At 44.8% G+C, this 26,150-nt stretch carries 25 protein-coding genes, 2 pseudogenes and 1 CRISPR repeat array; of the genes and pseudogenes, 13 read left to right on the plus strand and 14 right to left on the minus strand.

The annotated features are described in order from the left end of the window. The 6 genes and pseudogenes from QZ076_RS17835 to QZ076_RS17860 form a co-directional block, all read right to left on the minus strand. Positions 1-249: pseudogene (locus QZ076_RS17835) on the minus strand (hypothetical protein); the annotation flags it as partial. Between the two features lie 22 nt (positions 250-271). Further along, positions 272-1,192 (minus strand): fimbrillin family protein, encoded by a 921-nt coding sequence (locus QZ076_RS17840; protein WP_293715561.1) that lies wholly within the window; start codon positions 1,190-1,192, stop codon positions 272-274. 35 nt (positions 1,193-1,227) lie between these two features. After that, on the minus strand, positions 1,228-2,172 hold the full coding sequence (locus QZ076_RS17845) for a hypothetical protein (RefSeq protein ID WP_293715563.1): 945 nt from the start codon (positions 2,170-2,172) through the stop codon (positions 1,228-1,230). 36 nt (positions 2,173-2,208) lie between these two features. Next, complete coding sequence (locus tag QZ076_RS17850; protein WP_293715566.1) at positions 2,209-3,075, minus strand: DUF5119 domain-containing protein; 867 nt, start codon at positions 3,073-3,075, stop codon at positions 2,209-2,211. 58 nt (positions 3,076-3,133) lie between these two features. Further along, positions 3,134-4,528 carry a DUF3575 domain-containing protein gene (locus QZ076_RS17855; protein WP_293715569.1) on the minus strand — a complete coding sequence of 465 codons (1,395 nt, stop codon included), beginning with the start codon at positions 4,526-4,528 and terminating at the stop codon, positions 3,134-3,136. Positions 4,529-5,003: 475 nt separating this feature from the next. Further along, on the minus strand, positions 5,004-5,918 hold the full coding sequence (locus tag QZ076_RS17860) for a site-specific integrase (RefSeq protein ID WP_293715572.1): 915 nt from the start codon (positions 5,916-5,918) through the stop codon (positions 5,004-5,006). Between the two features lie 286 nt (positions 5,919-6,204). Here QZ076_RS17860 and QZ076_RS17865 point away from each other — a divergent pair, with 286 nt between their 5' ends. Further along, positions 6,205-6,465 (plus strand): hypothetical protein, encoded by a 261-nt coding sequence (locus QZ076_RS17865; protein ID WP_293715575.1) that lies wholly within the window; start codon positions 6,205-6,207, stop codon positions 6,463-6,465. 355 nt (positions 6,466-6,820) lie between these two features. On the opposite strand, the gene QZ076_RS17870 is transcribed toward QZ076_RS17865, so the two are convergent. Together QZ076_RS17870 and QZ076_RS17875 are read right to left on the minus strand one after the other, a co-directional pair. Continuing rightward, entirely contained in the window at positions 6,821-7,030 is a 210-nt protein-coding gene (locus QZ076_RS17870; RefSeq protein ID WP_293715578.1) for a DUF3791 domain-containing protein, read from the minus strand. A gap of 17 nt (positions 7,031-7,047) precedes the next feature. Continuing rightward, positions 7,048-7,176 (minus strand): hypothetical protein, encoded by a 129-nt coding sequence (locus QZ076_RS17875; RefSeq protein ID WP_293715581.1) that lies wholly within the window; start codon positions 7,174-7,176, stop codon positions 7,048-7,050. Between the two features lie 664 nt (positions 7,177-7,840). Beyond that, positions 7,841-8,324: a CRISPR direct-repeat array (repeat unit 25 nt; unit sequence GGTTAAATTGTACCTTAGTGGTATT). Positions 8,325-8,442: 118 nt separating this feature from the next. On the opposite strand from QZ076_RS17875, the gene QZ076_RS17880 reads away from it, so the two are divergent. The 10 genes from QZ076_RS17880 to QZ076_RS17925 all read left to right on the plus strand — a co-directional run bounded on the left by QZ076_RS17880 (position 8,443) and on the right by QZ076_RS17925 (position 18,465). After that, positions 8,443-8,667, plus strand: a complete 225-nt coding sequence (locus tag QZ076_RS17880; protein ID WP_293715585.1) for a DUF3791 domain-containing protein — start codon at positions 8,443-8,445, stop codon at positions 8,665-8,667. 121 nt (positions 8,668-8,788) lie between these two features. Continuing rightward, positions 8,789-9,019, plus strand: a complete 231-nt coding sequence (locus QZ076_RS17885) for a hypothetical protein (RefSeq protein ID WP_293715589.1) — start codon at positions 8,789-8,791, stop codon at positions 9,017-9,019. A gap of 871 nt (positions 9,020-9,890) precedes the next feature. Further along, the gene (cas6, locus tag QZ076_RS17890; protein ID WP_293715592.1) at positions 9,891-10,550 is read left to right on the plus strand and encodes a CRISPR-associated endoribonuclease Cas6; all 660 of its coding nucleotides are present in this window, start codon (positions 9,891-9,893) and stop codon (positions 10,548-10,550) included. Positions 10,551-10,560: 10 nt separating this feature from the next. Further along, positions 10,561-11,154, plus strand: a complete 594-nt coding sequence (locus QZ076_RS17895; RefSeq protein WP_293715595.1) for a hypothetical protein — start codon at positions 10,561-10,563, stop codon at positions 11,152-11,154. Next, on the plus strand, positions 11,151-13,313 hold the full coding sequence (gene cas3, locus QZ076_RS17900; RefSeq protein ID WP_293715598.1) for a CRISPR-associated helicase Cas3': 2,163 nt from the start codon (positions 11,151-11,153) through the stop codon (positions 13,311-13,313). Before QZ076_RS17895 ends, cas3 begins: the two co-directional genes overlap by 4 nt. A gap of 2 nt (positions 13,314-13,315) precedes the next feature. Further along, positions 13,316-14,635, plus strand: coding sequence for a hypothetical protein (locus QZ076_RS17905; RefSeq protein ID WP_293715600.1), 1,320 nt, complete (start codon positions 13,316-13,318; stop codon positions 14,633-14,635). A 20-nt stretch (positions 14,636-14,655) separates the two neighbouring features. Beyond that, positions 14,656-15,723, plus strand: coding sequence for a CRISPR-associated protein Cas7 (locus tag QZ076_RS17910; protein WP_293715603.1), 1,068 nt, complete (start codon positions 14,656-14,658; stop codon positions 15,721-15,723). Positions 15,724-15,939: 216 nt separating this feature from the next. Next, positions 15,940-17,214 carry a hypothetical protein gene (locus tag QZ076_RS17915; RefSeq protein WP_293715606.1) on the plus strand — a complete coding sequence of 425 codons (1,275 nt, stop codon included), beginning with the start codon at positions 15,940-15,942 and terminating at the stop codon, positions 17,212-17,214. Between the two features lie 133 nt (positions 17,215-17,347). Further along, complete coding sequence (locus QZ076_RS17920; RefSeq protein ID WP_293715609.1) at positions 17,348-17,995, plus strand: outer membrane beta-barrel protein; 648 nt, start codon at positions 17,348-17,350, stop codon at positions 17,993-17,995. A 29-nt stretch (positions 17,996-18,024) separates the two neighbouring features. After that, entirely contained in the window at positions 18,025-18,465 is a 441-nt protein-coding gene (locus QZ076_RS17925) for a hypothetical protein (RefSeq protein WP_293715612.1), read from the plus strand. Here the strand turns inward: QZ076_RS17925 and nhaA are convergent, their stop codons facing one another. The 4 genes from nhaA to QZ076_RS17945 form a co-directional block, all read right to left on the minus strand. After that, positions 18,466-19,818, minus strand: a complete 1,353-nt coding sequence (gene nhaA, locus QZ076_RS17930; protein WP_293715615.1) for a Na+/H+ antiporter NhaA — start codon at positions 19,816-19,818, stop codon at positions 18,466-18,468. It lies immediately after the preceding gene. Between the two features lie 60 nt (positions 19,819-19,878). Next, positions 19,879-21,084, minus strand: a complete 1,206-nt coding sequence (locus tag QZ076_RS17935) for a sodium:proton antiporter (protein ID WP_293715618.1) — start codon at positions 21,082-21,084, stop codon at positions 19,879-19,881. 102 nt (positions 21,085-21,186) lie between these two features. Continuing rightward, positions 21,187-21,783, minus strand: a complete 597-nt coding sequence (locus tag QZ076_RS17940) for a YigZ family protein (RefSeq protein ID WP_293715621.1) — start codon at positions 21,781-21,783, stop codon at positions 21,187-21,189. 3 nt (positions 21,784-21,786) lie between these two features. Then, complete coding sequence (locus QZ076_RS17945; RefSeq protein ID WP_028726734.1) at positions 21,787-22,005, minus strand: hypothetical protein; 219 nt, start codon at positions 22,003-22,005, stop codon at positions 21,787-21,789. Positions 22,006-22,160: 155 nt separating this feature from the next. Here QZ076_RS17945 and QZ076_RS17950 point away from each other — a divergent pair, with 155 nt between their 5' ends. Beyond that, positions 22,161-22,697: a DUF1016 N-terminal domain-containing protein gene (locus tag QZ076_RS17950; RefSeq protein ID WP_365326213.1), complete on the plus strand. Its 537-nt coding sequence runs from the start codon at positions 22,161-22,163 to the stop codon at positions 22,695-22,697. Next, complete coding sequence (locus tag QZ076_RS22020) at positions 22,690-22,917, plus strand: PDDEXK nuclease domain-containing protein (protein ID WP_365326217.1); 228 nt, start codon at positions 22,690-22,692, stop codon at positions 22,915-22,917. Before QZ076_RS17950 ends, QZ076_RS22020 begins: the two co-directional genes overlap by 8 nt. 21 nt (positions 22,918-22,938) lie before the next feature. On the opposite strand, the gene uvrA is transcribed toward QZ076_RS22020, so the two are convergent. After that, on the minus strand, positions 22,939-25,779 hold the full coding sequence (gene uvrA / locus QZ076_RS17955) for an excinuclease ABC subunit UvrA (protein ID WP_293715625.1): 2,841 nt from the start codon (positions 25,777-25,779) through the stop codon (positions 22,939-22,941). A 19-nt stretch (positions 25,780-25,798) separates the two neighbouring features. Continuing rightward, positions 25,799-26,150 (minus strand): annotated as a pseudogene (locus QZ076_RS17960) (lytic transglycosylase domain-containing protein); the annotation flags it as partial.

A 26,150-nucleotide genomic window follows, 5' to 3' on the forward strand; every position in this document is an offset into this window, starting at 1 on the left:
AAAGGTGCTTCCGTTACCTTCCAGGAAACCGAACATGACATCCAGCTTCTCGCCGTATCCCGAATTGATCACCGCCTTGGTTTCGGCATCGGCCAGCCCGGCGCTGATACGAACATCCGTGGCTGCCTGCGACGCCACTTCCGTCTCGTCATTACTGCAGCTTGCCAGCGACAGAGCAGCCAGCAAACTCATTACTACATACTTGTTTGTTTTCATACGTAAACTATTAATATTAATACTGTGATTCAAGTGTTTCTGTGAAACGTACCTGTTAATTCGTCACCATGCCGTTACCGCTTTCGCCGGTCTTCCATTCGCTGACAGAACCGGTAGCCAGGATCACGATCTCATTTCTACCCTGGAACACCAGATGGATCGTATGGGCATAACCCGCTTTCACCTCCAACGGCTTTTTAGTATCGGCAGCAAGGTTGATCGTAATCTCGCCGCTGTTGTTGCCGTCGGCATACCATACTTTGATCTTGATGGAAGACATCGCACCGATCATCAGCGATTCGCCTACGGTTTCCAAGTTGCTGCTCAGCACATGCTGTGCCAGGCCCGGCACTACCGGTGTACGCGACTCGTCATAGGTGACCTTTCCGTCGGCTATCGTCATCGAACGGGGATACTGTCCCCCTACGATCTCGATCTTTGAAACGGCTTTACCCGGGTTAGCCGTCAGGAATTCTTCCGTGGCTTCCGCCCGGAAGTTCAACTGCGTCAGAAGATGGCCGAAAGTAAAGGGAGAAGAAACCGGATTCTGACGGCTACCGCTGACGATCCCGCCGTACATCACATCTTCCGTTCCGGTCATCATGAAATTGACAACCCCGTTCTCGGAAGCGATTGCGGGATGCCAGGCAGCCATATAGACATTCCCCGAGTTCGGATAAACTTTCGAAACATCCAGTGGAATCCATTTGCCCGAAATTTCAGGACTGGCAGTCAGCGTGATCGTGTTTTGCCAGGTGGGCGTACCGGTCCAGTAAGGGGAAGAAGAGGTTTCCAAAGCGGTGATTGCCGCTTTAAACGTATCTCCGGTAACTACCGGAGCTTTCGTGACCGCATCGCTGACAATAGCCCCCAACCGGATCTCGGGCGTCTCGTTGCCACCTTGCGTTTCTTCGTCAGACGAACAGGCCGACAACAAAACAGCCAGCATGGCCGCATACATACATACTTTTTTCATACTTAAAACATTTATATTAATACTCAGTGAACAATTCAATAAATAATCCCTACGCCACTGCTTCCCTCCAGCCATTCCACCACGGAGACCGACAGGCCGACTGTTCCCTGCACGCGCAGGGTGACAGACAACAGGTAAGAAACACCGGGCACGGAGCGATTGTCCGCTTCACGGAACACCACCGGCAACTGTTCGTAATGCACCATCCGGCCCTGCCCGTCTTCAAGTGCGACAGCCAAAAAGACCGGTACCGAGGGTTGTATCATCACCGCCCCCGGAAGCTCCGTCCAGGCGGTATCGAGCGGCAACGGCACCTCTTCAGGGCGTCCGCAGGCTATCAGCCGCCCTTTGTTGCCACCGAACGACAACCGACGGTCCTTCAACGACAAAATGGCATCGCACTGCACACTGTCTACCGCCAGCAGACGTAGCTTGTAACTGTCCGGCGATACCGGCTCCATACCCTTGTCGAGACGCAAACGGAAACGAAGCTGGGTAAGCAGGTGGTCGAGCTCAAACGCTTTACTCTCCTGCCAGAACGGATCGGCCAGGCTACCGCTTTGCTCGCCGCTCACCCGGATATCCTGCCGCCCGTCGATCCGGTAAGCAATCTCACCGCTGTCGGAAAGCTCACCCTCAGGCGCAAAACCACGCAGGTAAATACGGTTACCACCCGATGGGTAATAAGTGGGAACGGCCAGACGGACACGGCCGGAGGCATTGAAACGAGCCTTCCATAGTTCCGTATACCGATTGCTTTTATTGCCTTTGGCAAAGAAGAGGGAATCGGAAAAAGTGCTGTCCGCCGAAAATGTCTCCGGTAAGATACGGAGCACTACCTCCCGCTCTCCCGTACCGCTATGCCCGTCGGAACCGGTACCGCTGTCATCGCTGCATCCCGCCGGCACTAACAGCGTCAGCAGCAGAACAGCCGGTACCGGTAAAAGCCATTGTCTGATATGTTTATGTTCGATCTTCATATTTGAACTGTTGTTTTTGCTTCACTATCGCACACTTTAGTTTTCGACCTCTCCCGCTCCTTCTTTCCATTCCGTATCGGTGATCTGCGCCCCGCCTACCGCGTCACAGTCGACCACCAGGTCGAGAATCAGCCAGGAGGTATTGTTTTTACGAAAAGCATCGGCTGCCTCATGCGTCAGGTCGATAAACGGGGTCAGCTCCGTGCCGTCCGGCATCTTCATCGTCAGGTAAAGATCGACGGAAGTACTGTCCGACAAACCCAGCAAGCCGATGCGGGAGGTATAACCCCCGGAAGGAAGTGCTTCCGGCTCGAAGGTCAGATAAGCTCCTCTATCGAAAAACGGCGTCGCGCTGGGAAGATGGATTTCAGAAGGGATACCCATCAGACGTCCCGACAGGCCGGTGGGACGCACCATCTCGTTGTTACTGCCCGACAGTAGTTGAATGTTCAGTTCGAGGGTTTTCACCAGGTTGGCGGGATACAACTCCTTCACCACTGCTGTTCTGCCGCCTACTTCGATATCAACAGTACCCGTAGCATAGAAATTAGCTGGTTGTGCCAACGGCACCGGCACCGATGATTTCAACGAAGAAACCTGCCGCACGCTGCCGATGGCAGCGTCGTAGCCCCGGTCCATTTCTAAGGTTACATTACGGCAGTCGGTGTTGCACGCTATCACCCGGTAGCACCCCGAAGGCAGCGTTCCCGCGTAGCCTTCGGCTCCGCCCATACGGATTTCCGGACGCATGACGTCTTCCTTATAAAAGAAATAAGTCATCTGCGAAGGATGGCTACGGCCTCTCCAGTCGAGAAGCAAACGTACATTCCCGTTCTTCGTCCAGTCTTCGTCCGTCAGCTGGTACGTACACCCCCATAGCCCGACAACGCAAACCAGACACACCGCCCAAGCGGACGGACGTATGTTTTTATATTCTTTCATTTTCCTGTATTTTGTTTGTTTACTTGATCCTGAAACGATACAACAGACTGACTTTCAGTCCGAGCATAAAGCCGCTCGATGAAAAACGGGTTTCCAGATAATTACGGTTGTCAGCCGGATCGTAACGATATTTCTTTCCGTCGAATATCGACCGATAGCCGGCACGCACGCTCACTTCGCCGCAGAGCCCGCCGGCAAGCGGTATCAGACTGCCGACCGAAGCACCCGCCGACCAGAAACAGCCGGTACGACCATAGAGCACCTCTTTGCCCGGAGCGATCAGGCCGCCACGCACATCGAAATCGCCATACTCACCGAACAGGCCGAGATTCAGCCAACGATAACCTCCGCCGATCAACGGCCAGATACGGGGCTCGACCGAGAATTCAGACAGCGACCAGCGATCGCGCTCCTTCTCTTTATAGGAGAAATCGGAATAGAGCCCGGATACGACCACCGACCAGCGGCCACCCCAGTAACATTCCAGTTCGAGGTTCGGCATGAACGAACCTGTTTGTATCTTAGCATCATCCGCACCGAACAGCACCGAAGGAGCTACCGTACACCACGGCAACAGGTTGGTCTTTACGGCCAGCATCAAAGGATCGTCGAAGTTTCCAGAAACCGGATGATCGGCCTGTATGGCTGGCTTCGCCGTTTCTTTTGCCACCACCCGCACCGTTTCACGGGTGGTCACCGTTGTGGCCAGCGGTACTTCCGGTTCAACCGGTTCACCGGTATCCTCCTTCGTATCCACTACCGAGGCCAGCCGGTAATCTTCCAGTTCCGAACGGTCGAACAACGGATCGTCGATCCGGTAGACTGCACGGTCGTACCCGCCTGCCTCGCTACGGCGAAACAGATCGACATAGGGGATGGCACCGTATTTGGTTAAAGCTTCCCGGATAGCTTTCGGATAACGGCTTTCACTATAATGGATAGCTATATTGGCAAACCAGGGAAGCGGCGAATGCACCAGATAGACATGTACCCGGTCACGATAACTGCCGCTACGATCGATATAGAAAGCTACACAATCACTGGAAACAGATAGCCGGGTTTTCAGATAGGCACGGATACGGTTCGCACGAAGCGAAGCGATATTGATGACCTCCTCCTCTTCCGAATTGTAAGCACTTACATGCGATACGATCAATACATGACAACTGCCACTTAACATTTGTTTGTTAAAAAGAGGAAGCATTTGCCCTATCCGTTCCAACTGGTAAGCGTTGTCGCCATAATCGGCCAGAAACATGTCGTTACTCTCTTTAAAAGAAAATAAAAATGATTCCGCTTTCGTATACGAGGTAGTCTGGGCTTCTACGCCCGGTAAGAAAAGTGCAGAAAGCACGAACAGATTAAGTGCGGCTCTCATTACATCCGATATCCTTTTACGTGTTTGTTGTTTCATCCTATACTTCTCCCTATTAGCTTTTGATATTCAGTTTTTTCTTGTTTAATCCCCCTTATTTATATAATAAGGTAGATCAGAGAAAAACGCAGCTTCGGAGAGAAGTAAAAACGTGTGTTTTTACGCGGAATAATAGTCGGAATGATATTATTTGAAGTCTTTTCTAAGAAAATCTAAGGTATATTTATAACCTTTATTTCTTAACGAACTTTAAAGCAATAGCAGTCCTAGGACGCTATTAATCTGCACTTTCCATTTATCATACTTTAAACGGAAATAGCAGGATGTAGTGTGAATATATATGAACCTTGTATGTTTATTTTAATAAATAAGCCAATAAGCCTTGGTTTTCTTATTTACTATTTCTACCTTTGCAACGTTATCTCAATTTATTGGCGATTTATACTGGTTATAAGTCGCTGAATATAAACAGGGAAACACCACATCTACCTTATTATATAAATAAGGGTAAGTTTTAAAATCTCAGAAACTGTTCAATTTTCCCGGAAACCAGTTGGTTTGCTTCTTTCACTTTTTCCTTATCAAAGGCGGAGAGATAGGTACGTGTCATCTGCTCCGAAGAATGCCCCAGGAGTTGACAGATGATTCCGATCGCCACATTATTATGGTAAGCTTCCGAAGCCCAGGTATGCCGGAACACGTAGGTGGTCAATTTCCCATCCCATTCCAGCATTAAACGGATCTCTTCCAGATATTGATTCTGTTTAGCCAGGCAAAGTTTATACTGTTCGTGCGTAGCATTATCCGGCAAAAGAGGGAAAAGATAGGTTGCATCCGGCTGACTGTAACAGGCTATCAGTTGTTGCATTCCCTGACTTACCCCCATCTGGATCAGCGTTCCGGTTTTCTGCCGGTGATAAGACAACACTTTCCCGTCTTCGCTCAGGTTCTCCCGTGTCAGACGTACCAGATCCACGAAAGGCATTCCGCACGCCATAAAGGAGAAAAGAGCCAGATCGGCGGCTTGTTGTTTAGAGGGATCGTCGGCCAGATCCAGCTTAGCGATCTGTCCAATCACTTCGATGGGTATGGCCCGCTTCAATGTTTCTTCCCGTCGCAACCGCAATCTGGCAAAAGGCGAATCCAGCGGACGTTTTTTCCATCCCAGGCAGGCACGGTTATACATGGCGCGCAGGTTGCTCAGATAGCTGTTTACGCTATTCACCCTCAGCCCTTTTTCGCGCAGCCACTCCACGAAGCCATATATCCGTTCCGGGGTAATATCACCCAGCGATAGTTCGCGCTCCTTATTGAAATGCTGAAAATGATTGCGAACCGCCCGATAAAGGTCCGCTGTACTTTCACTGCCTGCAGAGCGTTTCTCCTGCTCCTGCAGCTTCATCTGTGTGTAAAAATCTTTGTTTTTCATAACTTATCCTATTTTAAGAAATGACAAAGTTATAACATTCAGCGACAGATAAAGGTTACTTTCCTTTGACCACAAAGTCACAAGTTTCGATAGCAAGAGTACCGGCAATTCCAGCTCAATGTCATTAAGTAAAGGATAGTGACGGAGATTGTGTTTAGCTATACATTTCAGAGCGTCTGACAGAGTCCTTAGAAAATGTCGAAATGATACATTTGCGGGGTATATTATAACAAAATCATCAGATATCGGGCAAATTCACAACACGCCCTTTTTCACTAATCCCCTTATGGGAATCGTTCAGGCGTCTTTTGCATCCAAAAGTACCTGTTTCAAACCAACCAGCACGGTCATAAAGAGAACTACCCGGCTGCTATTTTCAACCAGCCGGCAGGTAACAGGCATTCACCCGGCAGCTGAAGGGAATTACCTGCCGGGTAGTGGTAATCAGCCGGGAGGTAATTCCTCTTTTTGCCCTCCCAAAGTAAGAAATCAGGCACAATCCTTCCTTTCAGCTTTCCAGAAGCCAAACAAAACGGTTCAATTCTAAAAAGATATTTTGATACTATTCGATAAAAATAAGTAGCAGCCGCAAAAACCGGCCGGGAGGCTATTGGAAAAGTCATTACAAATAGTTCGTATTATATCTCCCTCCCTCTCTTTCTGTCATCCCTTAACTTCAGGAGAATACCATATTCGAACCATCCCCCTACCCGACACCTGTAGAAAGGCTTCAGGGGGGGAGAATGGTTGACAGTTTGACAAATAAAAGCTTATTTAGATATTGCACGTTCAGTACCAAAAAAGTATCGCTGATTCAGTTTACGGAATCTCAATTCATCAACCAAGGTTTCCATCCAAACTAACAGACTCGATCACAACATTCGCTCCATGATAAAGTGTTATCATCCCAATCCTCCTCCATTTCGTTTACAGATAACAGAGAGGTCGTCAACGGCATCGCTTAGCGAAAGTTGATGCTCGGCCTCGTAGCATTCATCTAAAAAAACAATAATGGCGGTATTCTCGTAACATCCTTGCTGTATCAACCAGCTCTCATACTCCTTCTGCAGTGTAAACCGAAACATCTGAAATGGTATCCGTTCACTCCTCATAAATTGCACCAACGATTTCACACTGCTCTGGTAGGCTCGGGCAACCCCATACCTGCCATCCTCTCCATCTTGTCAATAATTCCCAGCGCATAAATCACAAACCCATTACGCGCCATCCCTTTCCAGATCCGATTAATTTCTTCCATACTCATTTCTTGTTTAAATTGATATTGGCATGGAATATAACAGAAAAAACGGGGGGATGGGTTTGGGAAAGGATAGCATAAGGTACGGTTAAACCTTCGAAACACGATGTATCGAATACGAACTCAAACTACTTTGAATACCATTAAGGTACAATTTAACCAGACACCGAAATTCTGGTTACACCTATTCTTCCGGAATTTACATACCACTAAGGTACAATTAACCCAAAAGGGGGACACCAACCGGGTGCTGGCTCTGTAATTTACATGCCACTAAGGTACAATTAACCCGTAAATTTGGGGCATACATATGGCCAACCCATTATACACTTTATATACCACTAATCGCAATAGATATTTAATATATCTGATTTCGAACACCCATTATACACTTTATATACCACTAAGGTGTAATTATACCATACAAATATAAAAATACCTGGACAAATTGGAGAATAAAACTTACAGATGTATTAATATAATGTATATTTGGAGAAGTTATTCTATTAGTAGTATATAGCGTCAAACCAATTTGTCATTAAAGAGTTGTCGATCCCCGGGGTATTTCATACAATTGCAGGTCGACAACTTCAATTAGTAAAAATGAAGGCCCAAACAAGGCTAGAAGATATTTAGAGCAGGGTATCTTTATAAATTTGATAGGGGTTAAATTGTACCTTAGTGGTATTCAAAGTTGGATTGGTATGTCAACGTCTTGAGATGGTTCGTCGGTTAAATTGTACCTTAGTGGTATTCAAAGGATGTCGGGACAGTGATAGTGCGCGCGGATGAGCAGTGGTTAAATTGTACCTTAGTGGTATTCAAAGTCCACAAAGTGTAGTTTGCGACTTCTTCTGTTCGTGGTTAAATTGTACCTTAGTGGTATTCAAAGATCGGACCTAATTGAGCAAAGGCCTGCATGACGGGGTTAAATTGTACCTTAGTGGTATTCAAAGCACTTCCTGCAATCGCCTGCATGGCGACCGCACTTCGGTTAAATTGTACCTTAGTGGTATTTAAAGCTCGTAGAGTTTCGGCCGATGCACGAGCTGTTTCGGGGTTAAATTGTACCTTAGTGGTATATAAAGTCGTGACGCTCACGGATATTCAGGACGTTTGCTATGGGTTAATTGCACCTTAGTGGCATGTAAACAAAGTTTGCTAAATAGCGAACTTTGTTTTATCTTTGGAATTAATTGTACCGAGTGAAGATATATAGTTTTTCACTATCTTTGTTTTAACGTAGTAATTAATAGGTAAACAACAATGAACGAACAACAGCAAAATCGTGTAACTTATATCATTTATTGTATCAATGCTTTTGCAGAGCGTTACAAGTTGAGTGCCAAGCAAGCTTTTGCCTATCTGCAACGCTTCAAAGGATTTGTTTTTTTGGATGAATGCTACGAGGCCGAACATCAACTTTCTCTAAGCGATGCCGTTGACGACCTATCTGTTATCTGTAAACGAAATGGAGGAGGATTGGGATGATAACACTTTATCACGGATCGAATGTAGTGATCGAATCTGTTAGTTTGGATGGAAACATTGGTCGATGAATTGACATTCCGTAAACTGGAACGGAATATGCAATATCTAAATTACAGAAGTTATGAATAATGAAGCTCGTTTTTTGATAGATGCATTGGTAGAACGATTGGTCTTGTTAGTGATGGAAGATTTTAAACATTCGTTGCTGGATGCTTTAAGTTTGGTGTACAATTCTCAACTTTATGAGAAGATAACCGATCTTGAAACAGGACTATATTATCAAAGTGCTTTGTATAACTATGAATTGCTTCGTAAAGAAATAACACTTGGAAAGATTGTTCTTGATTTATAGTAGCATATAGTGTTGAACCTACTTGCCATTAAAGAATTGTCGATCCCCAGGGTATTTCATACAATTGGAGGTCGACAACTTCAATTAGTAAAAACGAAAGACCAAACAAGGCTAGAAGATATTTAGAGCAGGATATCTCTATAAATTTGATAGGGGGTTAATTGTACCTTAGTGGTATGTAAATTGACAAAATAGCAGGCATTCGGTGTTTTGTATTGTGGGGTTAATTGTACCTTAGTGGTATGTAAATTCAATTTGCAAACTTATGGCAGAACTCAATCCGGGGGTTAATTGTACCTTAGTGGTATGTAAATAACTTGAATGTTATAGGAAGACTTTTCCCGGAAGTGGGTTAAATTGTACCTTAGTGGTATATAAAGACGATCATCATGATAGCCTTTTTTACATCTTGATCTTTGGGTTAATTGTACCTTAGTGGTATATAAAGAAAAGACGTATCTGCCTAAAGCTTGTTTCTATATTGGGGTTAAATTGCACCTTAGTGGTATATAAAAGAACTGGAAAACGACCTTTCACCGTTCATGGACGCGGGTTAAATTGTACCTTAGTGGTATATAAATCAGTTCATCGTTTCATATCCGGCAAGGGCGGACAAGCGGGTTAATCGTACCTTAGTGGTATAAATCGAATCTCAAACTTTCCTAATAGCGAAACATCCTGTTAATCAAAGACAATCCCAGCAACAACGATAACAGCGACCATCTATTTTCACAAATAAACCAAGATATTCATAGGTTATATCAAATTAATGATTACATTTGGGAAGAACACAGTATACATTATTAACTTACTTAGATTATATCTATACATTATATAATATATAACCTAAATATAATACCAGAATTGCAATATGAGAATACACTTATCAACGAACGCCAACGACGATCTCGTTCCCTTCAACTATCAACAGAAACTTATTGGCACATTACATCGTTGGCTTGGGACAAACGAACTACATGATAAAATATCCTTATACTCTTTCTCATGGTTAAAAGGAGGAAAAAGATACAAAAACGGACTCAGTTTTCCTTATGGAGCTAACTGGTTTATCTCTTTTTGTGAGGAGAAATATGTCAAGGCCATAATAAATTCAATCATGGATTCACCTGATATGTTTTGCGGAATGAAAGTAGAAAGGATTGTTATTCAGGAGACACCTGATCTATCCACCCAAAATCATTTCCAACTCGGAAGCCCGATCTTTATAAAACGCTTTTGTGATGGGAATCATAAACATTTCACATACAAAGATGAGAACACCGGAGAGTTTATGGCCGAAACACTCAGGCGTAAAATGCAGATTGCCGGACTGCCGGAAGATCCATCCCTAAAGATCGAGTTTGACCTTAGTTATCCTAACAAGAAAGAAAAACTCGTTACTATCCATAATATCAGTAATAAATGCAGCATGTGCCCTCTTATCATTGAAGGTACACCTCTGACAAAAGCCTTCGCATGGAATTGCGGCATTGGCTCATTAACAGGTAGTGGTTGCGGTTCGATAATCTAAGAATTACATTATGTATTACGTAGTAAAATATTCAGGTCCTTTCGGATTTATTAAACCCTGGACAGCAGTCAGGGATAGTGAAACATTCAGTCTGCAATTCCTGATAACGTCCACGATAGAAGGAATCGAAAAAAAACTTTTCCCGGAGTTACTGAATACGACGGAAAGAGTTCAAAAGATAAGTAAATACCGTCTGAACTACTGCGGACTGGATTCACAACAGGAGCGAACCTGGTCTAAAGGCGGATTTGTCAAAGAGAAAAAGAAAGACGCACAAGGGAATGTTTACTATATTCCTAAAAACATTAGCATCATAACCCGGGGCGTTCTTCTATATCCCCATTTGTATCTCGCCTTTGAAAACAAGGACGATGCATCGCGCGCCGCAAAACAATCTATCTGCTTATGCAGAAACGAAGATATACTATTGCCGGATCATCCTATCGAAATGTCGGCTGATGAATTTGAACAGATAGACGGATTCGAATGGATACCTACCGATGAAGGAAAGGGGTTCAAAGCCGGGCATAACAAATATCACGGGGGTGAAGAGATGTATGGTGTATTGCATGTAAAAGGTAATCCGATCAGAAGTACCCTATGAAAGCTCTTGGCGACATACTGGCAAAAAGCCCTGACAACGGTCATGTCCCACTCCTTGAACATAGTCTGCATACCCGGCAGGCTATCGAGATCTTTGCCCGGCAAATAGATTTTCCCTTTGATGTAACGATAGCCCTGAAAGGGGCGACTTTACATGATTTAGGTAAAGCGCATAAGTATTTTCAAGACCGGATGAATGAAGTCGTTAACAACTCCTTATCAAACAGGCATAACAAATTCATTCATCGGCATGAGTTATCGTCATTAGCTTTCCTACCAGCCTTTCCCCTCCAGGAATGGGACACATTGATTGAAATGGTGGTAGCCCATCATAAGTCCATCACAGATGATCCCCGGCGAAGAGGTATATTGGATATTGCCTCCGGCGATCGACATTGGATAGACAATCATTTACAGGACTGGGAAGAATGGAGTCAGTATGGGATACAAATACTGAATGAACTTGGATATACCTGCCCCGGAATAGACCGGGAAGCAGCCAGAAAAGCTTTACTTTATACAGTAGACTATTGCGAATCGCAAACTTTCGGATGGTCTGCCTGGCGGGGGTTATTAATGGCCGCAGATCATTTTGCCTCGGCATTTTCTTCATCTACCCAAAAGGAACTTGAAGCTATATTCGAAGTCCCTGACCTGTCCGCTTATTTTAATCCGGAACGGATAAATCCTCTATATCCATTATCACAGATCGGAGTGAACGATAACCGCCTGCATACGCTGGTGGTAGCATCGACAGGTGCAGGAAAAACCGACTTTTTGTTGAAAAGATGTAAAGGACGCATTTTCTACACCCTGCCATTCCAGGCTTCTATAAATGCCATGTGGGAAAGACTAAAAGCAACTATTCCTAATAAAGATATTCGTTTGCTGCATGCAACGTCGAAGATCGTTGTCGGTAATAATATAGAAGAAAGAATGCTACAGCCATTGATCGGATCGAGCATCAAGGTGTTGACGCCCCATCAATTGTCGTCCATTATCTTCGGTACTTCCGGGTTTGAAAGTGTCATACTGGATATCAAAGGATGTGATATTATCCTGGACGAGATACATACTTATTCGGACTATTCGCAAGCAATGGTACTGGAAATCGTCAAAGCACTTCTAAGGTTTGATTGCCGCATCCATATCGGGACAGCGACAATGCCTACCGCTTTATACAAACGGCTGCTGGACATATTGGGCGGGAAAGAGAATGTATACGAAGTCAAACTATCGGATGAAACACTGGATACATTCGACCGCCATCAGATATTCAAACTCGATAATGAGGACAATGTCTCCCCTATCCTGGCGAATGCCTTTAAGGAAAAAGAGAAAGTACTCGTCATTTACAATACCGTCAACAAAGCGCAGGCTGCCTTCAAGGAATTCAGGAAAGAATTTCCTGATATCCCCATGATGCTTATCCATAGCCGCTTCAAACGAAGCGACCGCGTTAAACTTGAAAAGCTACTGAAAGAGGAATTCAACGGCGACGGGAAAGAACATGAGAACGGGAAATGTCCCTGCCTGGTCGTTTCGACACAGGTGGTAGAAGTCAGCCTGGATATCAGTTTCGACAGGATGATTACCCAATGCGCTCCTCTGGATAGTCTGATACAGCGATTCGGAAGAATAAACAGAAAAAGAGTAGCAGTCAATCACCGGGTTTACAGGCCGATTCATGTGATCGCTCCCGAAGGGAATGTGCTTCCTTACAAAATGGAATTACTGAAACGTAGTTTCGACCAACTGCCGGACAACGGGGATATTTTGCAGGAAAGATGTCTGCAGGAAAAAATAGACAAGGTATATCAATCTGTAGATACAAAGGAGATCGATATTCACCTGGCTGTAAAAGACGGGGACTTCTCGCTTATAAACCTGACCAGCCGGACTGAAGCTGTCCTCTTGAAAGCATTGGAAATAGAAAGTGCTACCTGCATACTATCCGCCGACAGGGATAAGTACATCACTGCCACCTGGGAAGAGCGGATCAATATGGAAATACCTGTTAACTGGAAAACGATCTCCCGATACAGGAACAAATACGAACAGTTGCAAGATATAGGAGCAAATCCTTTTGTCGTCCCCATGTCGCAGGCAGAGTATGAGATTTATGGATTACAATTAGTGGAACATGATAAATTCATTTAGATATGTATACAAGCTACATCGGTAAAAAGTTCCTGAAGATATATAATGAGAAGATGCATACGGATATATCCGCTGAGGAGTTCTTTGACCGGATATTTTTCAATCTGTTTTTCAATGACGAGAGGCATCTGATACATGTCAGCAATTCCCCTTTTTTCCAAAAACCGAAAGAAGAGGATGTAAAGAAATATGGAAGCAAGCCGCTGGCCCAATATAATAACCTGAAAGTCGCCATAGCCAGCGATGAACCGAACATGTCGATCTTTGTCGGATATGCTGCAAAAGACATGGCGGGAACAACATCCGGACAGATCTCCGGTATGCAGACCTCTATCGACACAGACGAGATGTATGCTTCCTGGATCGGCGAAGCGTTAGCCATTGGCATAAGCGGTGGTTTTGCCATCTTATTGGACGAGCCGGAGATTTTATGGCAACTGTTTCGTGGTTGGGAATATTACAGAAAGTATCTGAATCAAACACCTGATGTAAAAGACAAACAGATCGAAACCTGGAACGGACATTGGTTATCTCATTGGTGCCGGAAGCTCTATACCGATCTGACTCCGGATAAAGGGTTTTATATCGTCCCTGCCGAATCGATGGGAAATCTAGCCATACCGACTAAGCCCTGGCTCGAGATCATTATGGCTTTGTCTAAGAAATATCCCCAAAAGGTTATAACCGCTTATTCATATAACCTATCCCAGACAAACACAACGCTGGGATTTATCAACCTCTATCTCCCGGAAGTCCACTCTTTGTTCGACTTCAGGGATAAACTATTTTTCAACGGAAAGCAAAGTATCCTGTCTGATGAAGAAATAGAGTCGTTTAACACCTACTACAACTTCAAATCAGCCTGTAAACTGGGTACCATAGGACTAAAAGCGATTGAACCGGATAAGCTGAGACAATACTTCCCCATAGGCTCCATGCCTTACGCACAAGGGAAAGAGTACAAATTTAACAATGAGGAATCGTATATCAATTATGAACTATATAAAATCTGGATTATTGCTATGATAAACAAAACAGAATTACTGGAGCTGGCAACCGCGGTAGCAAAGGCCCTGATAGAGTTTGAACGGACAGCGGAGAAAGGCAAAACGGTTTATTCGAACCTGTCGAAAGAGACAAGGAAGTCAAATAAAATAGAAGTCTTCGGGCAGAAGCTCAAAGAAATAATGGAATATGAATCTTCTGACAACGAAGTGTTCAGAAAAGCTTTTGTAGAGGCTTATTACATACCTAAAGACTCTTTCCCTCTATTCATGACACTGATAGACTTTGAATATACTTATTGGAAATCAAAAAATTAAACAACCTAATACCCACAGTTATGGACAATCCTTTTATCTATTTACGTGGCCTTCGCCATGCAGAGCATACAGTATTCGGCGTAAATGACGGACAGAAATACTATTTCGATCCTCAGTTCGGCAGAAGAATGGCTTATTCCAGCGGCCAGCAGGTAAAACGCTCCGTTATAGAGGCGTTAAACATGCCTTTCGCAGCAATTACATTCAACTGGGAAATCGACAAAAAAGAAAATAAGGCAAACCAGAAAGAGCCTCACTCTCCGTGCGATCCTTCTTTTACGGATCAACTATTGGGTGGGTATATGAAAGCGGAAAGCGGCAGTATGACGGTAAAGCGTCGCAGCCCCTTATCTGTTTCGGCCATGCGACCGCTTCATCCTTTATTGGGCGGTATCGAGTCGCCGACTGAAAATATTACCTTCGACAGGACTTCACATCCGGAACACCATACAGTCAAAGTCTATTGGATGGAAAATAAAAAAAGAGGCAGTGAACTAAGTAAGGAAGAGCTGGACGAATGGCTGACAACCAACAGACGCTCCCTTCCCAACCGGGCTTTTATCCAGGATCAAACCAGAGCATCCGGCCTTTTCGTCTATGACATCGCCATCGATTTGAGAACCTTATTCTGTGTTTCCACCAATAAACTCGAACCGGAGCTATATCCCGAAATCGAAGCCAAGCTTCGGGAACAGGGATGGACCGAAGGTAAAAACATCTTTGGCAACTGCCTGATCTGTCCCAAAGAGAAAAGAGACGAAATAATTCCGGCATTAGCAAAAGCAATCATCAACTGGCGTATCACTTCCAACCAGGCACGTACTTTCAGCTTAATGGAAACAGTGGCCATAGCCATCAGCGATGATGCAAACCAGATAGCGTATGCCATTCGCGGCGAGTTGAAAGATAACACCGAAAGGCCGGATGCTAAACCGGTAATAGATGAAACCGCCCATGCTGATGTTTTTGTTACTCCGATTGCCAACAGTTATATCGCCGGCTCGATAGGTTCCGTGGATGCTCTGAAGAAAGCCGAAGAGAAACTGATTGAACTGATCTCTTCTTTCGATTACGAAAACCAACTATAATAACCATAAAGATATCTCTTACTTTTTTCGTAAGAGATATCTTCCTCCCAAAACCCACACCCCCGAATTTTCGGTATCTGGCAACATTTTGAGGGCAAAGCCCAACTATCTATATTCCAAAATTAATAATCGACATTCCATCTTTACGCAAGATCCGTCCCAGTATCTTTATTAAATTACTTTTGTCCCCCGTTAGAAAAATAAATAAACAAAAAGATGAAAAAGACTTTTTACTTAGTAGCCATAGCCTTTGTTTTAGGGTTGTTCGCTGCATGTGATGACGACGACAAGGACATTGACTCGCCTATCGTAAATCCTACACCCAAAGAGCAATGGGGCAAGACACTTCGTGGAGATAATCAGACTTTATTAGCATTTCCAGATATCTTCGCCGATTATTGGGAATATACCTATTCTTATAAGGATAATCCAAATATCGGACTTCGTCTGACAGGAAAATACCCTAAGTCCCGCTTCTTCAACTTCACTGTCTATAACGATGAAACACAGATCGATGTATCCAGCATTGAAGACGTGAATGTACAACCCGACGACAGTTCAATCAATCCTTATGTGAAGGAAACGGCTGATTATGGAGCAAATGGATATACGGTTTACATTATTCCGAAAAGCACACCATCAAGTATGCGTGCTTCCATGAAAAATATATGTGAATTCCCGGATACACTGAATATGGTATCTGTGTTCATGCGCCTTTATCTGGCGAAAGAATATAGCAATGACGAATTCGGCGGTGTAGACATGCCGGCAATCCAGGCATTCGATGTAACTACCGGTAAGGATGTAAACTTCCCGAAACGTGAAAAATGCAACATTCATGAATCACTTAAGTTACCGGAAATGGACTTTTCCGCATCTACCAAACCACTTCCTTTCATGCGTGCACCGCTGAACCTGATGTATCCGAACAGCCCAGCCGAATATTTATTCACACGTATCAATCTGAAAGAAGGTGAAGTAGCTACTTTCCGTTTTATACCACCGACGGCTCCTAAGAATGTAAGCGAATATGCCACAGCCGATGTACGGTATTGGTCAGTTTGTCTTGGATCATCTGAATCTTATTCTTATATATCCGTCTATGACGAGAAATTATCGAAAGTTGACAAAGATGGTTTCGTGACCTTTATTATTGCTGATATTAACTCACCAAAGCTATCTCAAATCCTTACTAAAGCAAATGAAAATGACGGAACTTATGTGCTGTCCTGGAACCGTAAAGAACAGGGTAACGGAATACTTGCTTTATATCGCAATATGGTTATCAATAAGAGCTATAAACACTCTATGCGCGAACAAATGGAATCCATTCCACTAGAAGCTGCCGCCGGTGATATGACAAATTTCAATCCTGCAACAATGATTGCCATTTCGGCAATGGGTAATTGGGGCCCTCATGGATCCAAATTCAATGAAGACGAATATTTGAATGAGAACTTCAATTATGCCAGTATCCGTCCTATACGATAATTTCCTCTATTATCTATAAAACAAAGGTGCCATCCCTGTCAAGGGTTTGCGCCTTTCGTTTTTTAACTAAACGGAGTATCTAATCAACCGATAATCTTTTATATATTTGTGCCACATATAAACTCTAATTTTTATGAAGCCCAAAAAGTTTCTTTACCTGGCCACATTCTTCATATTACTAATTTCCGGCTACTTACATGCTGAAGAACCAACAAAGATGCATTCAGTATCTCTACATTTGGGATATGCAAATATGCCAGGCGGGACAGCCGGTTTGACAAATTCAGCACATAGCTATGAGCGGGATCTCTGTTCGGGGATCTCCTGGGATGCACAATACTATTTACATCCTTTCAGATGGATCGGCTTCGGTTTTCTTTATTCCGGATATAGTTCGAAAGGCTCTTTAGAGCATAGTTCCGATCACGTATATACACATTATATCGCGCCGCAGTTTGCCTTCTATTGTTTAAGTAGCGAACGGATGAATGTACGCCTGAATCTAGGTACCGGTTACCTACGTTATAAAAATAACAGTATGGTATACGAAAAAGAGCGTCGTGTATCCGGCGGACGTATTGCCGGGAATATCGGGGCTAATGCAGAATATATGCTAACGCCTCGCTGGGGTATTTCGGCTGATGTACAGTATGTATTTACGAATCTAAGGAAAGTAGATTCCAGATATCATGGAGAGACAATCCAGGTCAAGTTCCCGTCGGAAGACCGGCTGAAAGTCTCCAGACTAAACATATCGTTGGGTCTCGGATATCATTTCTAATTATAAGTAACCATTAAATTCGTCACATCATGAAAAAATATATATTCCTTTTATGCTTTCTATCCTTTCTTTTCTCCTGCACAGAAGATGAAACAGTGGATGTCACCGTGATGCCGGAAGAAACAACCACCGGTGCCGAAACTTTCGGATGTCTGGTTGACGGCTGGTTATATGTTGGGGGCAGATATAGCACCTTCAATAGCCCTTCTATCAATTTCGATTATATATCCTACGATGAAACCATGCATGTCAGAGTATGGGTAAAGCCAGACCTGGCCATTAGCTTCTGCATAGAAAACCCGGTCGAGAACCAGGAGATTCCTTACACTTCATTCTCATGGGGAAATGAAAAGCTACCGGACGGAAAAGTGTTTATTACCCGATACGACAGTAACTCCCAGATCATCAGCGGACGCTTTGAAGGCGAGCGTGTAACGTTCGGGCGTTTCGATGTACATTATAATGAATAACTATACTACATTCTTCGGTAGCACCTTCTTCAATATCAGATAACCGCAAAGGCCGGAGATGAATGAGCCGGCAAAGACGCCCAGTTTCGCCTGGTTCAATAAGTCGATACCAGCATCCCCCAAACCTGAAAATGAGAGGTTGGCGATAAACAGGGCTACCGTAAATCCGATACCGCCCAGCATCGACACGCCGAACAAATTCATACGGGTCATTCCAGTCGGCAAAGAGGCCATGTTCGTACGGGCAAAAAGATAGGTGAAAGAGAAAATCCCCAGTGACTTACCGATAAACAGACCGGCTACAACAGCCAACGGCACATTTACCAATGAGGCAGGCCGGATATCCCCGAACGTTACCCCTGCATTGACAAACGCAAACAACGGGAGGATCAGGTAATTGACCAACGGATGCAGCTTGTCGGCAATACTCTGCAACGGACTGATCGTTTTATCAGCCAGCGAGTGTATATTATTCAGCACCTGTATCTGTGTAGGTGTCAGTACCGCCGCTTTCTTGGATTGGCGAACTTCCGTATAATCCAGCATATTCAGATAGCCGGTCATATCGCAGGTAAAGTCATCCAGCTTAATCTTCGGACGGGCAGGAACAGTGAAGGCAACCAATACCCCCGCTATTGTCGGATGAATACCCGACTCCAGGAACAATACCCACACGAAGAAACCGACCACATAATAAAACAGGTTATTATTTATCCGCATCTTCCCTCCCACATATAATAATGCCAGCAACGCCAACGAGATCAGCAACGGTTGATAGGCAATGTCACCGCTATAAAACAGGGCAATAATAATTATACCGCCGATATCATCGACCACCGCCAGTGCCGTCAGGAAAATACGCATACCCAGAGGTACCCGTTTACCCAGCAACCCTAAAACGGCAAGGGCAAAAGCGATATCGGTAGCCATCGGGATAGCAGCACCACGTATTTCCGGGGAACTATTACAAACAAGGATATAGAAAAGAACCGGCACGATCATTCCACCGCAAGCGGCTATGACCGGAAGGATCGCCTTACGTACCGAACTAAGTTCACCTATCAAGACCTCCTGCTTGATCTCCAACCCGATCACAAAAAAGAAGACAGCCATCAGGGCGTCATTCACAAAAGCCAGCATAGGCATAGGCTCTCCATGATGCGAGAACAGATTGAATTTACCGATCTGAAGATCGATGGGGTAAGACAAGATATGATGATATGCATGCGCCCAGGGAGAATTAGCCAGGATCATAGCCAGGATAGTGGCCATAAATAATAAAAAACTGGCACTCGATTTCTGTGTCGCGAATCGGCGCAATGGTTTCAGGATAACATTAATAGTACGATCCATTCTGTGTTTAAAGTTTGCGGAGACAGCTTGCTGCCCTGTCTCCGTTTATTATTCCAACTATTATTCTTTTTGTTGCTTCTCTGCCATTTCGAGCTGATAAGCACTACGGGTAAGTTTCTCTACCCAGACAACAAAGATACCAGTTAAAATTAAATTAAACACAATAGTAAGCACAGAAATCATCAGGGCGGGACCACCTAAGTTATATCCGAGTGCAATAAATATAATCCCCGCTCCCACTTCTCCACGTGTAAACATACCGATCGACAAGGCCAGACGTTCACGTTTGCGTCTGTCGCGGTAAAAGAACAGCGGGAATAATTTTCCGATATTCGACAGGAAAGAGACAATAAGAACATGCAGCAGGATCATCGGCCACGACATCATGGGCTGTGATCCGGTAATCGTTGCCGCTTCTGCCGTTTGTTTGGCAAAGTCGATACCGAAAAACACCGGCATGCTGACTCCCACCAGAAACATGAACAGGAAGGATATGCCCGTTGCCACATTATGCTCGACCTTTGTATCGATATGCTTATGTTTCATAATCATACCCAGGACAAATGCCGGCAACAGCACTTCGATATGGATACTGGCCTCTTCGCCATAAAAATGCTTGGACACGAGATAGACACCCTGCGTAATGGCCAGCGTTATAACCGCATAGAGCAGGATCGCTTTCCAGTCCTGACGCATGTTATACGACCCCATCTTCTTCCATCCGAGCATAAGCAGCACCATCACGATCAGGATAATAACACCTAGTTGCCAACGCATTCCCACCATCATGATCTGAAGCGGGATCATCAATAAAATAGTATCGAGGTCGTCGAAGATGGCCAATACCTGTACTTTTTTATAGACCCAGGAAGCCTTCAATCCGGCAGCAGCAAGCATAGTAAACAGGATACCGGCAGAGGTAGGTGCGGCAAAACGGCTTAACAGCAGGTTCTCTTTCCAGGCTTCACCACTCGACCAGTAGATGTCGGGTAGTAGCACGAACATATAATACAATGCAACAAATATCCAGGGAAAGGCTGCAGTAGCCATTGCGATAAAGTAATCCTCCGTATAAGATTTCCAACGGGTCTTATCCATTTCAAACTCCCGGCCTACGTTAATCATAATAAAGGCCAGACACACATACAATAGTGTATTGGACACCGTCTTCACCATCGAATAATTCTCTCCTACCATCGTAGGAAGAAATTGCGATACGACCAGACCAATCACTAAGAAAAAAGAAAATAAAAGAATCTTCTTCATTATTCTATCAGCTATTTTTGTTTAGATTTTGAGAGAACAAAAGTAAGAAATTCCTCTCAAATCGAAAATAGCTGACAGCCCATGTTTCAGATTATTAATAATTTACTTGAGATAGGCCGACTCTACTTTCAGTAACCGGTTCTTTAATCGTTCGGATTCTCCCTTTCGGATACGAAGGGTCATTTCACAATCCATTTCGAACTTCTGCGAAACGATCATGGGATTATCTTCTTTTACGATCCGCATAATGCCGTTCAGATAAGGGTATTCGAAAGCGACAGTGATATCTTCATCCACCGTGCGTTCCTCGATCTCGGCGGCGGCAATCGCTTCGGCGGCGGCCGTTCGGTAAGCGACGATCAGGCCGCTGGTGCCCAACTCGATCCCTCCGAAATAACGGACAACGATAATCAGGATATCGGTTAACTCATTGGAATTGATCTGCCCCAGGATCGGTTTACCGGCTGTGGAAGACGGCTCTCCATCGTCGTTCGACCGGAAAGTCTGACGATCGGCTCCCAGCATATAGGCCCAGCATACGTGGCGGGAGTCATAATATTGTTTACGGTATTTATCCAGTTCTTCTTTCACCTCTTCGACCGTACGCACGGGGATGGCATACGAGATAAAGCGGCTGCGCTTCTCTGTGTAATAGCCCTCTGCTACTTGTTTTATGGTTCTGTAACTGTCGTCTGCCATCGATCAATCCGGAATATGGGTTTGCTGTTCTTCGCGGAAGGCCCGGAAGTCTTTCATTATCTCTTCGATCTCTTCTATGAAGTAAGGATCTTTAACATTTTTCTTTACTTCAGCGTAATATGTTTCAATAGCCGCCAAAGCACATATATCTTGTCCGCGCAACAGGAAATAGGGTTCTTCCTTTTCCACGCATTGCTTGATCATTTGGATAGGATTCTTCATTTCATTATCGTTTTGTGCAAAAGTATAAAAATACAGAGAAACAGCAAAACAAACTGAGTTAAGAGAAATATCCATTAAAGTTTAAGGCGTGAGTACTCCTTTATTTAACTTTTTTGCTTTTCTTTGTAGAATCATACAAACAAAACATAATAACTATGAAAGAAGTAAATGGAGAACCGAGAAGTAACAAAAATTTCATCAATGATGTAAAGTCTATTCTCGAACAAGCGCGTAGTAATGCATATTCAGCGATCAATCAAATAATGATAAATGCATACTGGCAAATCGGGAAACGGATTGTTGAACAAGAACAATACGGGGCAAACAGAGCCAGATATGGCGAACAAATCCTAAAACAGCTATCAGAAGCATTGACAAAAGAGTATGGTAAGGGTTTTTCTGTTTCTTACCTGAAATATTTCCGCCGTTTTTATATCGAATTCCCGGATCTACCAAAAAGACAAACGCGTTTGTCCAATTTGACATGGTCACATTTTCAAAGAGTTATGAGGGTGGAAAATCCATCTGCAAGGGATTATTATCTGCAAGAAGCTTCTACCAATTCATGGAGCATACGAACGCTGGACAGAAATATATCCACATTATATTATGAACGCTTACTGGTTTCCGGACAAAAAGATATCGTCACATCAGGATATAGGCCAAATGGATATGTATGTCCGAATGTATGATGACAAAATACGGAGTTCAGACGACAACCCCACTATTGGTATAATTCTCTGTACAGAAACTGATGCAGACATTGCACGTTACTCTATCCTGAAAGAGAACGAACATCTTTTTGCTTCTCAATACAAGCTCTATCTTCCAACGGAAGAAGAACTAAAAATTGAAATTGAAAGGGAAAAGATAAATTTCAGGCTACAGCAAAAAGAGGATTCCGGCAAATAACGGAATCCTCTTTTGATAATCTTATTTCTTCAGCTCCTCCTTCAGGAACGGAGCCGTGTAGCTCTTTGACTTCTTCTTTATCATTTCTTCGGGTGTACCGGCAAACAGAAGTTGGCCACCTTTACGACCGCCTTCGGGGCCCATGTCGATCAGGTAGTCGGCACATTTGATTACGTCGAGGTTATGCTCGATCACGATGATGGTGTTGCCTTTTTCGACCAGTTTGTTGAGGACGCCCAACAGGACACGGATATCTTCGAAATGAAGTCCGGTGGTCGGTTCGTCCAATACATATAAGGTATTGCCTGTATCCTTCTTAGCCAGTTCGGTTGCCAGCTTCACACGCTGGCTTTCTCCTCCTGATAAAGTAGTGGAAGGCTGACCTAGTTTGATATACCCCAATCCCACATCCTGCAGGACTTTTATCTTGGAAAGAATGGTCGGGATATTCTCGAAGAACTCCACAGCCATATTGATCGTCATATCCAACACATCAGCTATGGATTTACCACGGAAACGGACTTCCAGTGTTTCACGGTTATAACGCTTGCCATGACAGTCTTCGCAAGGGACCAATACATCCGGCAGGAAATTCATTTCGATGGTTTTATACCCGTTCCCCTTGCAGGTTTCACAACGACCGCCGGAGACATTGAACGAGAAACGTCCCGGTTTGTAGCCCCTCACCTTCGACTCGGGAAGGTCGACAAAAAGGTTACGGATATCGGAAAAGACTCCTGTATACGTGGCCGGATTACTTCGCGGCGAACGTCCAATAGGCGACTGGTCGACATTGACGATCTTATCCACGTTGTCGATACCATCGATCGATTTGTAAGGCAACGGATCTTCCAGCGAGCGATAGAAATGCTGGCTCAGGATCGGTTGCAGGGTACGGTTGATCAGGGTCGATTTTCCACTACCGGATACACCAGTCACACAGATCAGTGTTCCGAGCGGGAAGGTTACGTCTACATTCTTCAGGTTGTTACCGCTGGCTCCTTTTATAGTAATGAACTTACCGTTTCCCTGCCGGCGTTCGGCAGGAATGGCGATCTCCGTCTCCCCATTCAGGTAAGCAGAAGTAAGCGTATTGACTTTCAGCATATCCTGGGGCGTTCCTTCGTAAACGACTTCGCCACCCAGGCGACCGGCTTTCGGTCCCATATCGACCACATAGTCGGCATTCAGCATCATATCTTTATCGTGTTCCACCACAACGACCGAGTTGCCGGTATCACGAAGTTCTTTCAGTGAATTGATCAGACGCACATTATCCCGCTGATGCAAGCCGATACTCGGTTCATCCAGGATATAAAGTACATTCACCAGCTGACTACCGATCTGGGTTGCCAGACGGATACGCTGGCTCTCTCCACCGGAAAGGCTTGCCGATGCACGGTTGAGGGAAAGGTAATCCAGTCCCACATCCAGCAGGAATTTCAAACGCGAACGGATCTCTTTCAATATCTCGGTAGCGATCTGTATCTGTTTCTGGTCGAGCTTCTCCTCCACCCCGTCGAGCCATTCGTAAAGCTCGGCAATATCCATAGCAGACAGTTCCGCGATATTCTTTCCGGCAATCCGGTAATGCAGGGCTTCCTTGTTCAGGCGTTGGCCGTTACACTCGGGACAGGTGGTCATCTTGATAAACTGTCCGGCCCATTTCTGGGCAGAGGCAGAAGCTTCGCTGTCCTGCTGCATCAGGATATATTTGGCGACTCCTTCATAAGACAGGAAATAGTTGGAAGTACCCAGCGACTCGTTCTTGATTTGCAGACGTTCGTCCGTACCGTTCATAATCTCGTCCATCGCCTCTTCCGGGACATCCTTGATCGGGGTTTTGATAGTTACCCCATGCTTTTCGCACAGGGCTTCGATCTGCCAGAATATCAACGAGTTCTTGTATTTTCCGAGGGCTACTATCCCTCCGTTGTAGATACTGAGAGAAGGGTCGGGCACGATCTTTTCCATATCCAGCAGGTTGACCTGCCCCAGTCCCTTACACTTCGGACAAGCTCCCTGGGGGGAGTTGAAAGAGAAGTTGTGGGGAGCCGGTTCGCTGTATGACAGTCCCGTTGCAGGGTCCATCAACTGGCGGCTGTAATGGCGCACCTCGTCCGTATCGGCATCGAGTATAAGCACCAGACCATCCCCCTGCTTCATGGCAATACGCAAGCTTTCCTTCAACCGGCGTTCGTCGGAAGGGGAAACGACCATTTTATCGATCACGACTTCGATACTGTGCATCTTGTAACGGTCGAGTTTCATCCCGTGGAAGATTTCTTTCAGTTCACCGTCTACACGAACATTCAGATAGCCCTTCTTACGAACCTGCTCGAACAGTTCCTTATAATGTCCCTTACGATTACGCACCAGAGGAGCAAGCAGATAGGTTTTCTTTCCGCTATAATGTTCCAGGATCAGCTCGAGTATCTTTTCTTCGGTATATTTCACCATCTTCTCACCGCTCAGGTACGAGTAAGCCTCTCCCGCACGGGCATAAAGCAGACGGAAAAAGTCGTACACTTCGGTAGTCGTACCGACTGTCGAGCGGGGATTCTTGTTAGTCGTTTTCTGTTCGATGGAGATAACAGGGCTCAGTCCCGTGATCTTGTCTACATCCGGACGTTCCATATTCCCGAGGAAATTACGGGCATAGGCGGAGAATGTCTCCACGTAACGGCGTTGTCCTTCCGCAAAGATCGTGTCGAAAGCCAACGATGACTTCCCGCTACCGCTCATCCCTGTGATGACAGTGAGTTTGTTACGGGGTATCTCTACATCTATATTCTTCAGGTTGTGAACACGGGCGCCTAAAACGGAAATACGTCCGCCCTCCAATGCATTCTTATCGTTCATACTTTTTACTGTCGGCGTTTTATCTTACCACCCAACCCGAATGATGGACATAGGTGTTGGGAGTTTTGTAATACATCTCGTTTTGTTTGGGGATCTGAAGCGTATAACTCTTACCCAGGGTCTGCAACTTACGGTCGCGCAACCAGGGGTTGAAACGTTTCAGGTCTGCATAAGTGATCCCGTTCTTCTGTGCAAAGTCGGACAAGTCCTGTATATCGGCCGACACTGTCACTTCTTCACACTCGATCGGCTTATACAGGTCTTCGGCACGAAGCACGAAACCATATTTATAGGGGTTCTCAAATATCTGTTTGATAGCCATGATACGGTAAACGTAGCGGCTTGTTTCTTCCACCAGCCAGAGGTCGAAC

The sequence above is a fragment of the uncultured Parabacteroides sp. genome (genome assembly GCF_905196875.1).
In the GTDB taxonomy this organism is placed as follows: domain Bacteria; phylum Bacteroidota; class Bacteroidia; order Bacteroidales; family Tannerellaceae; genus Parabacteroides.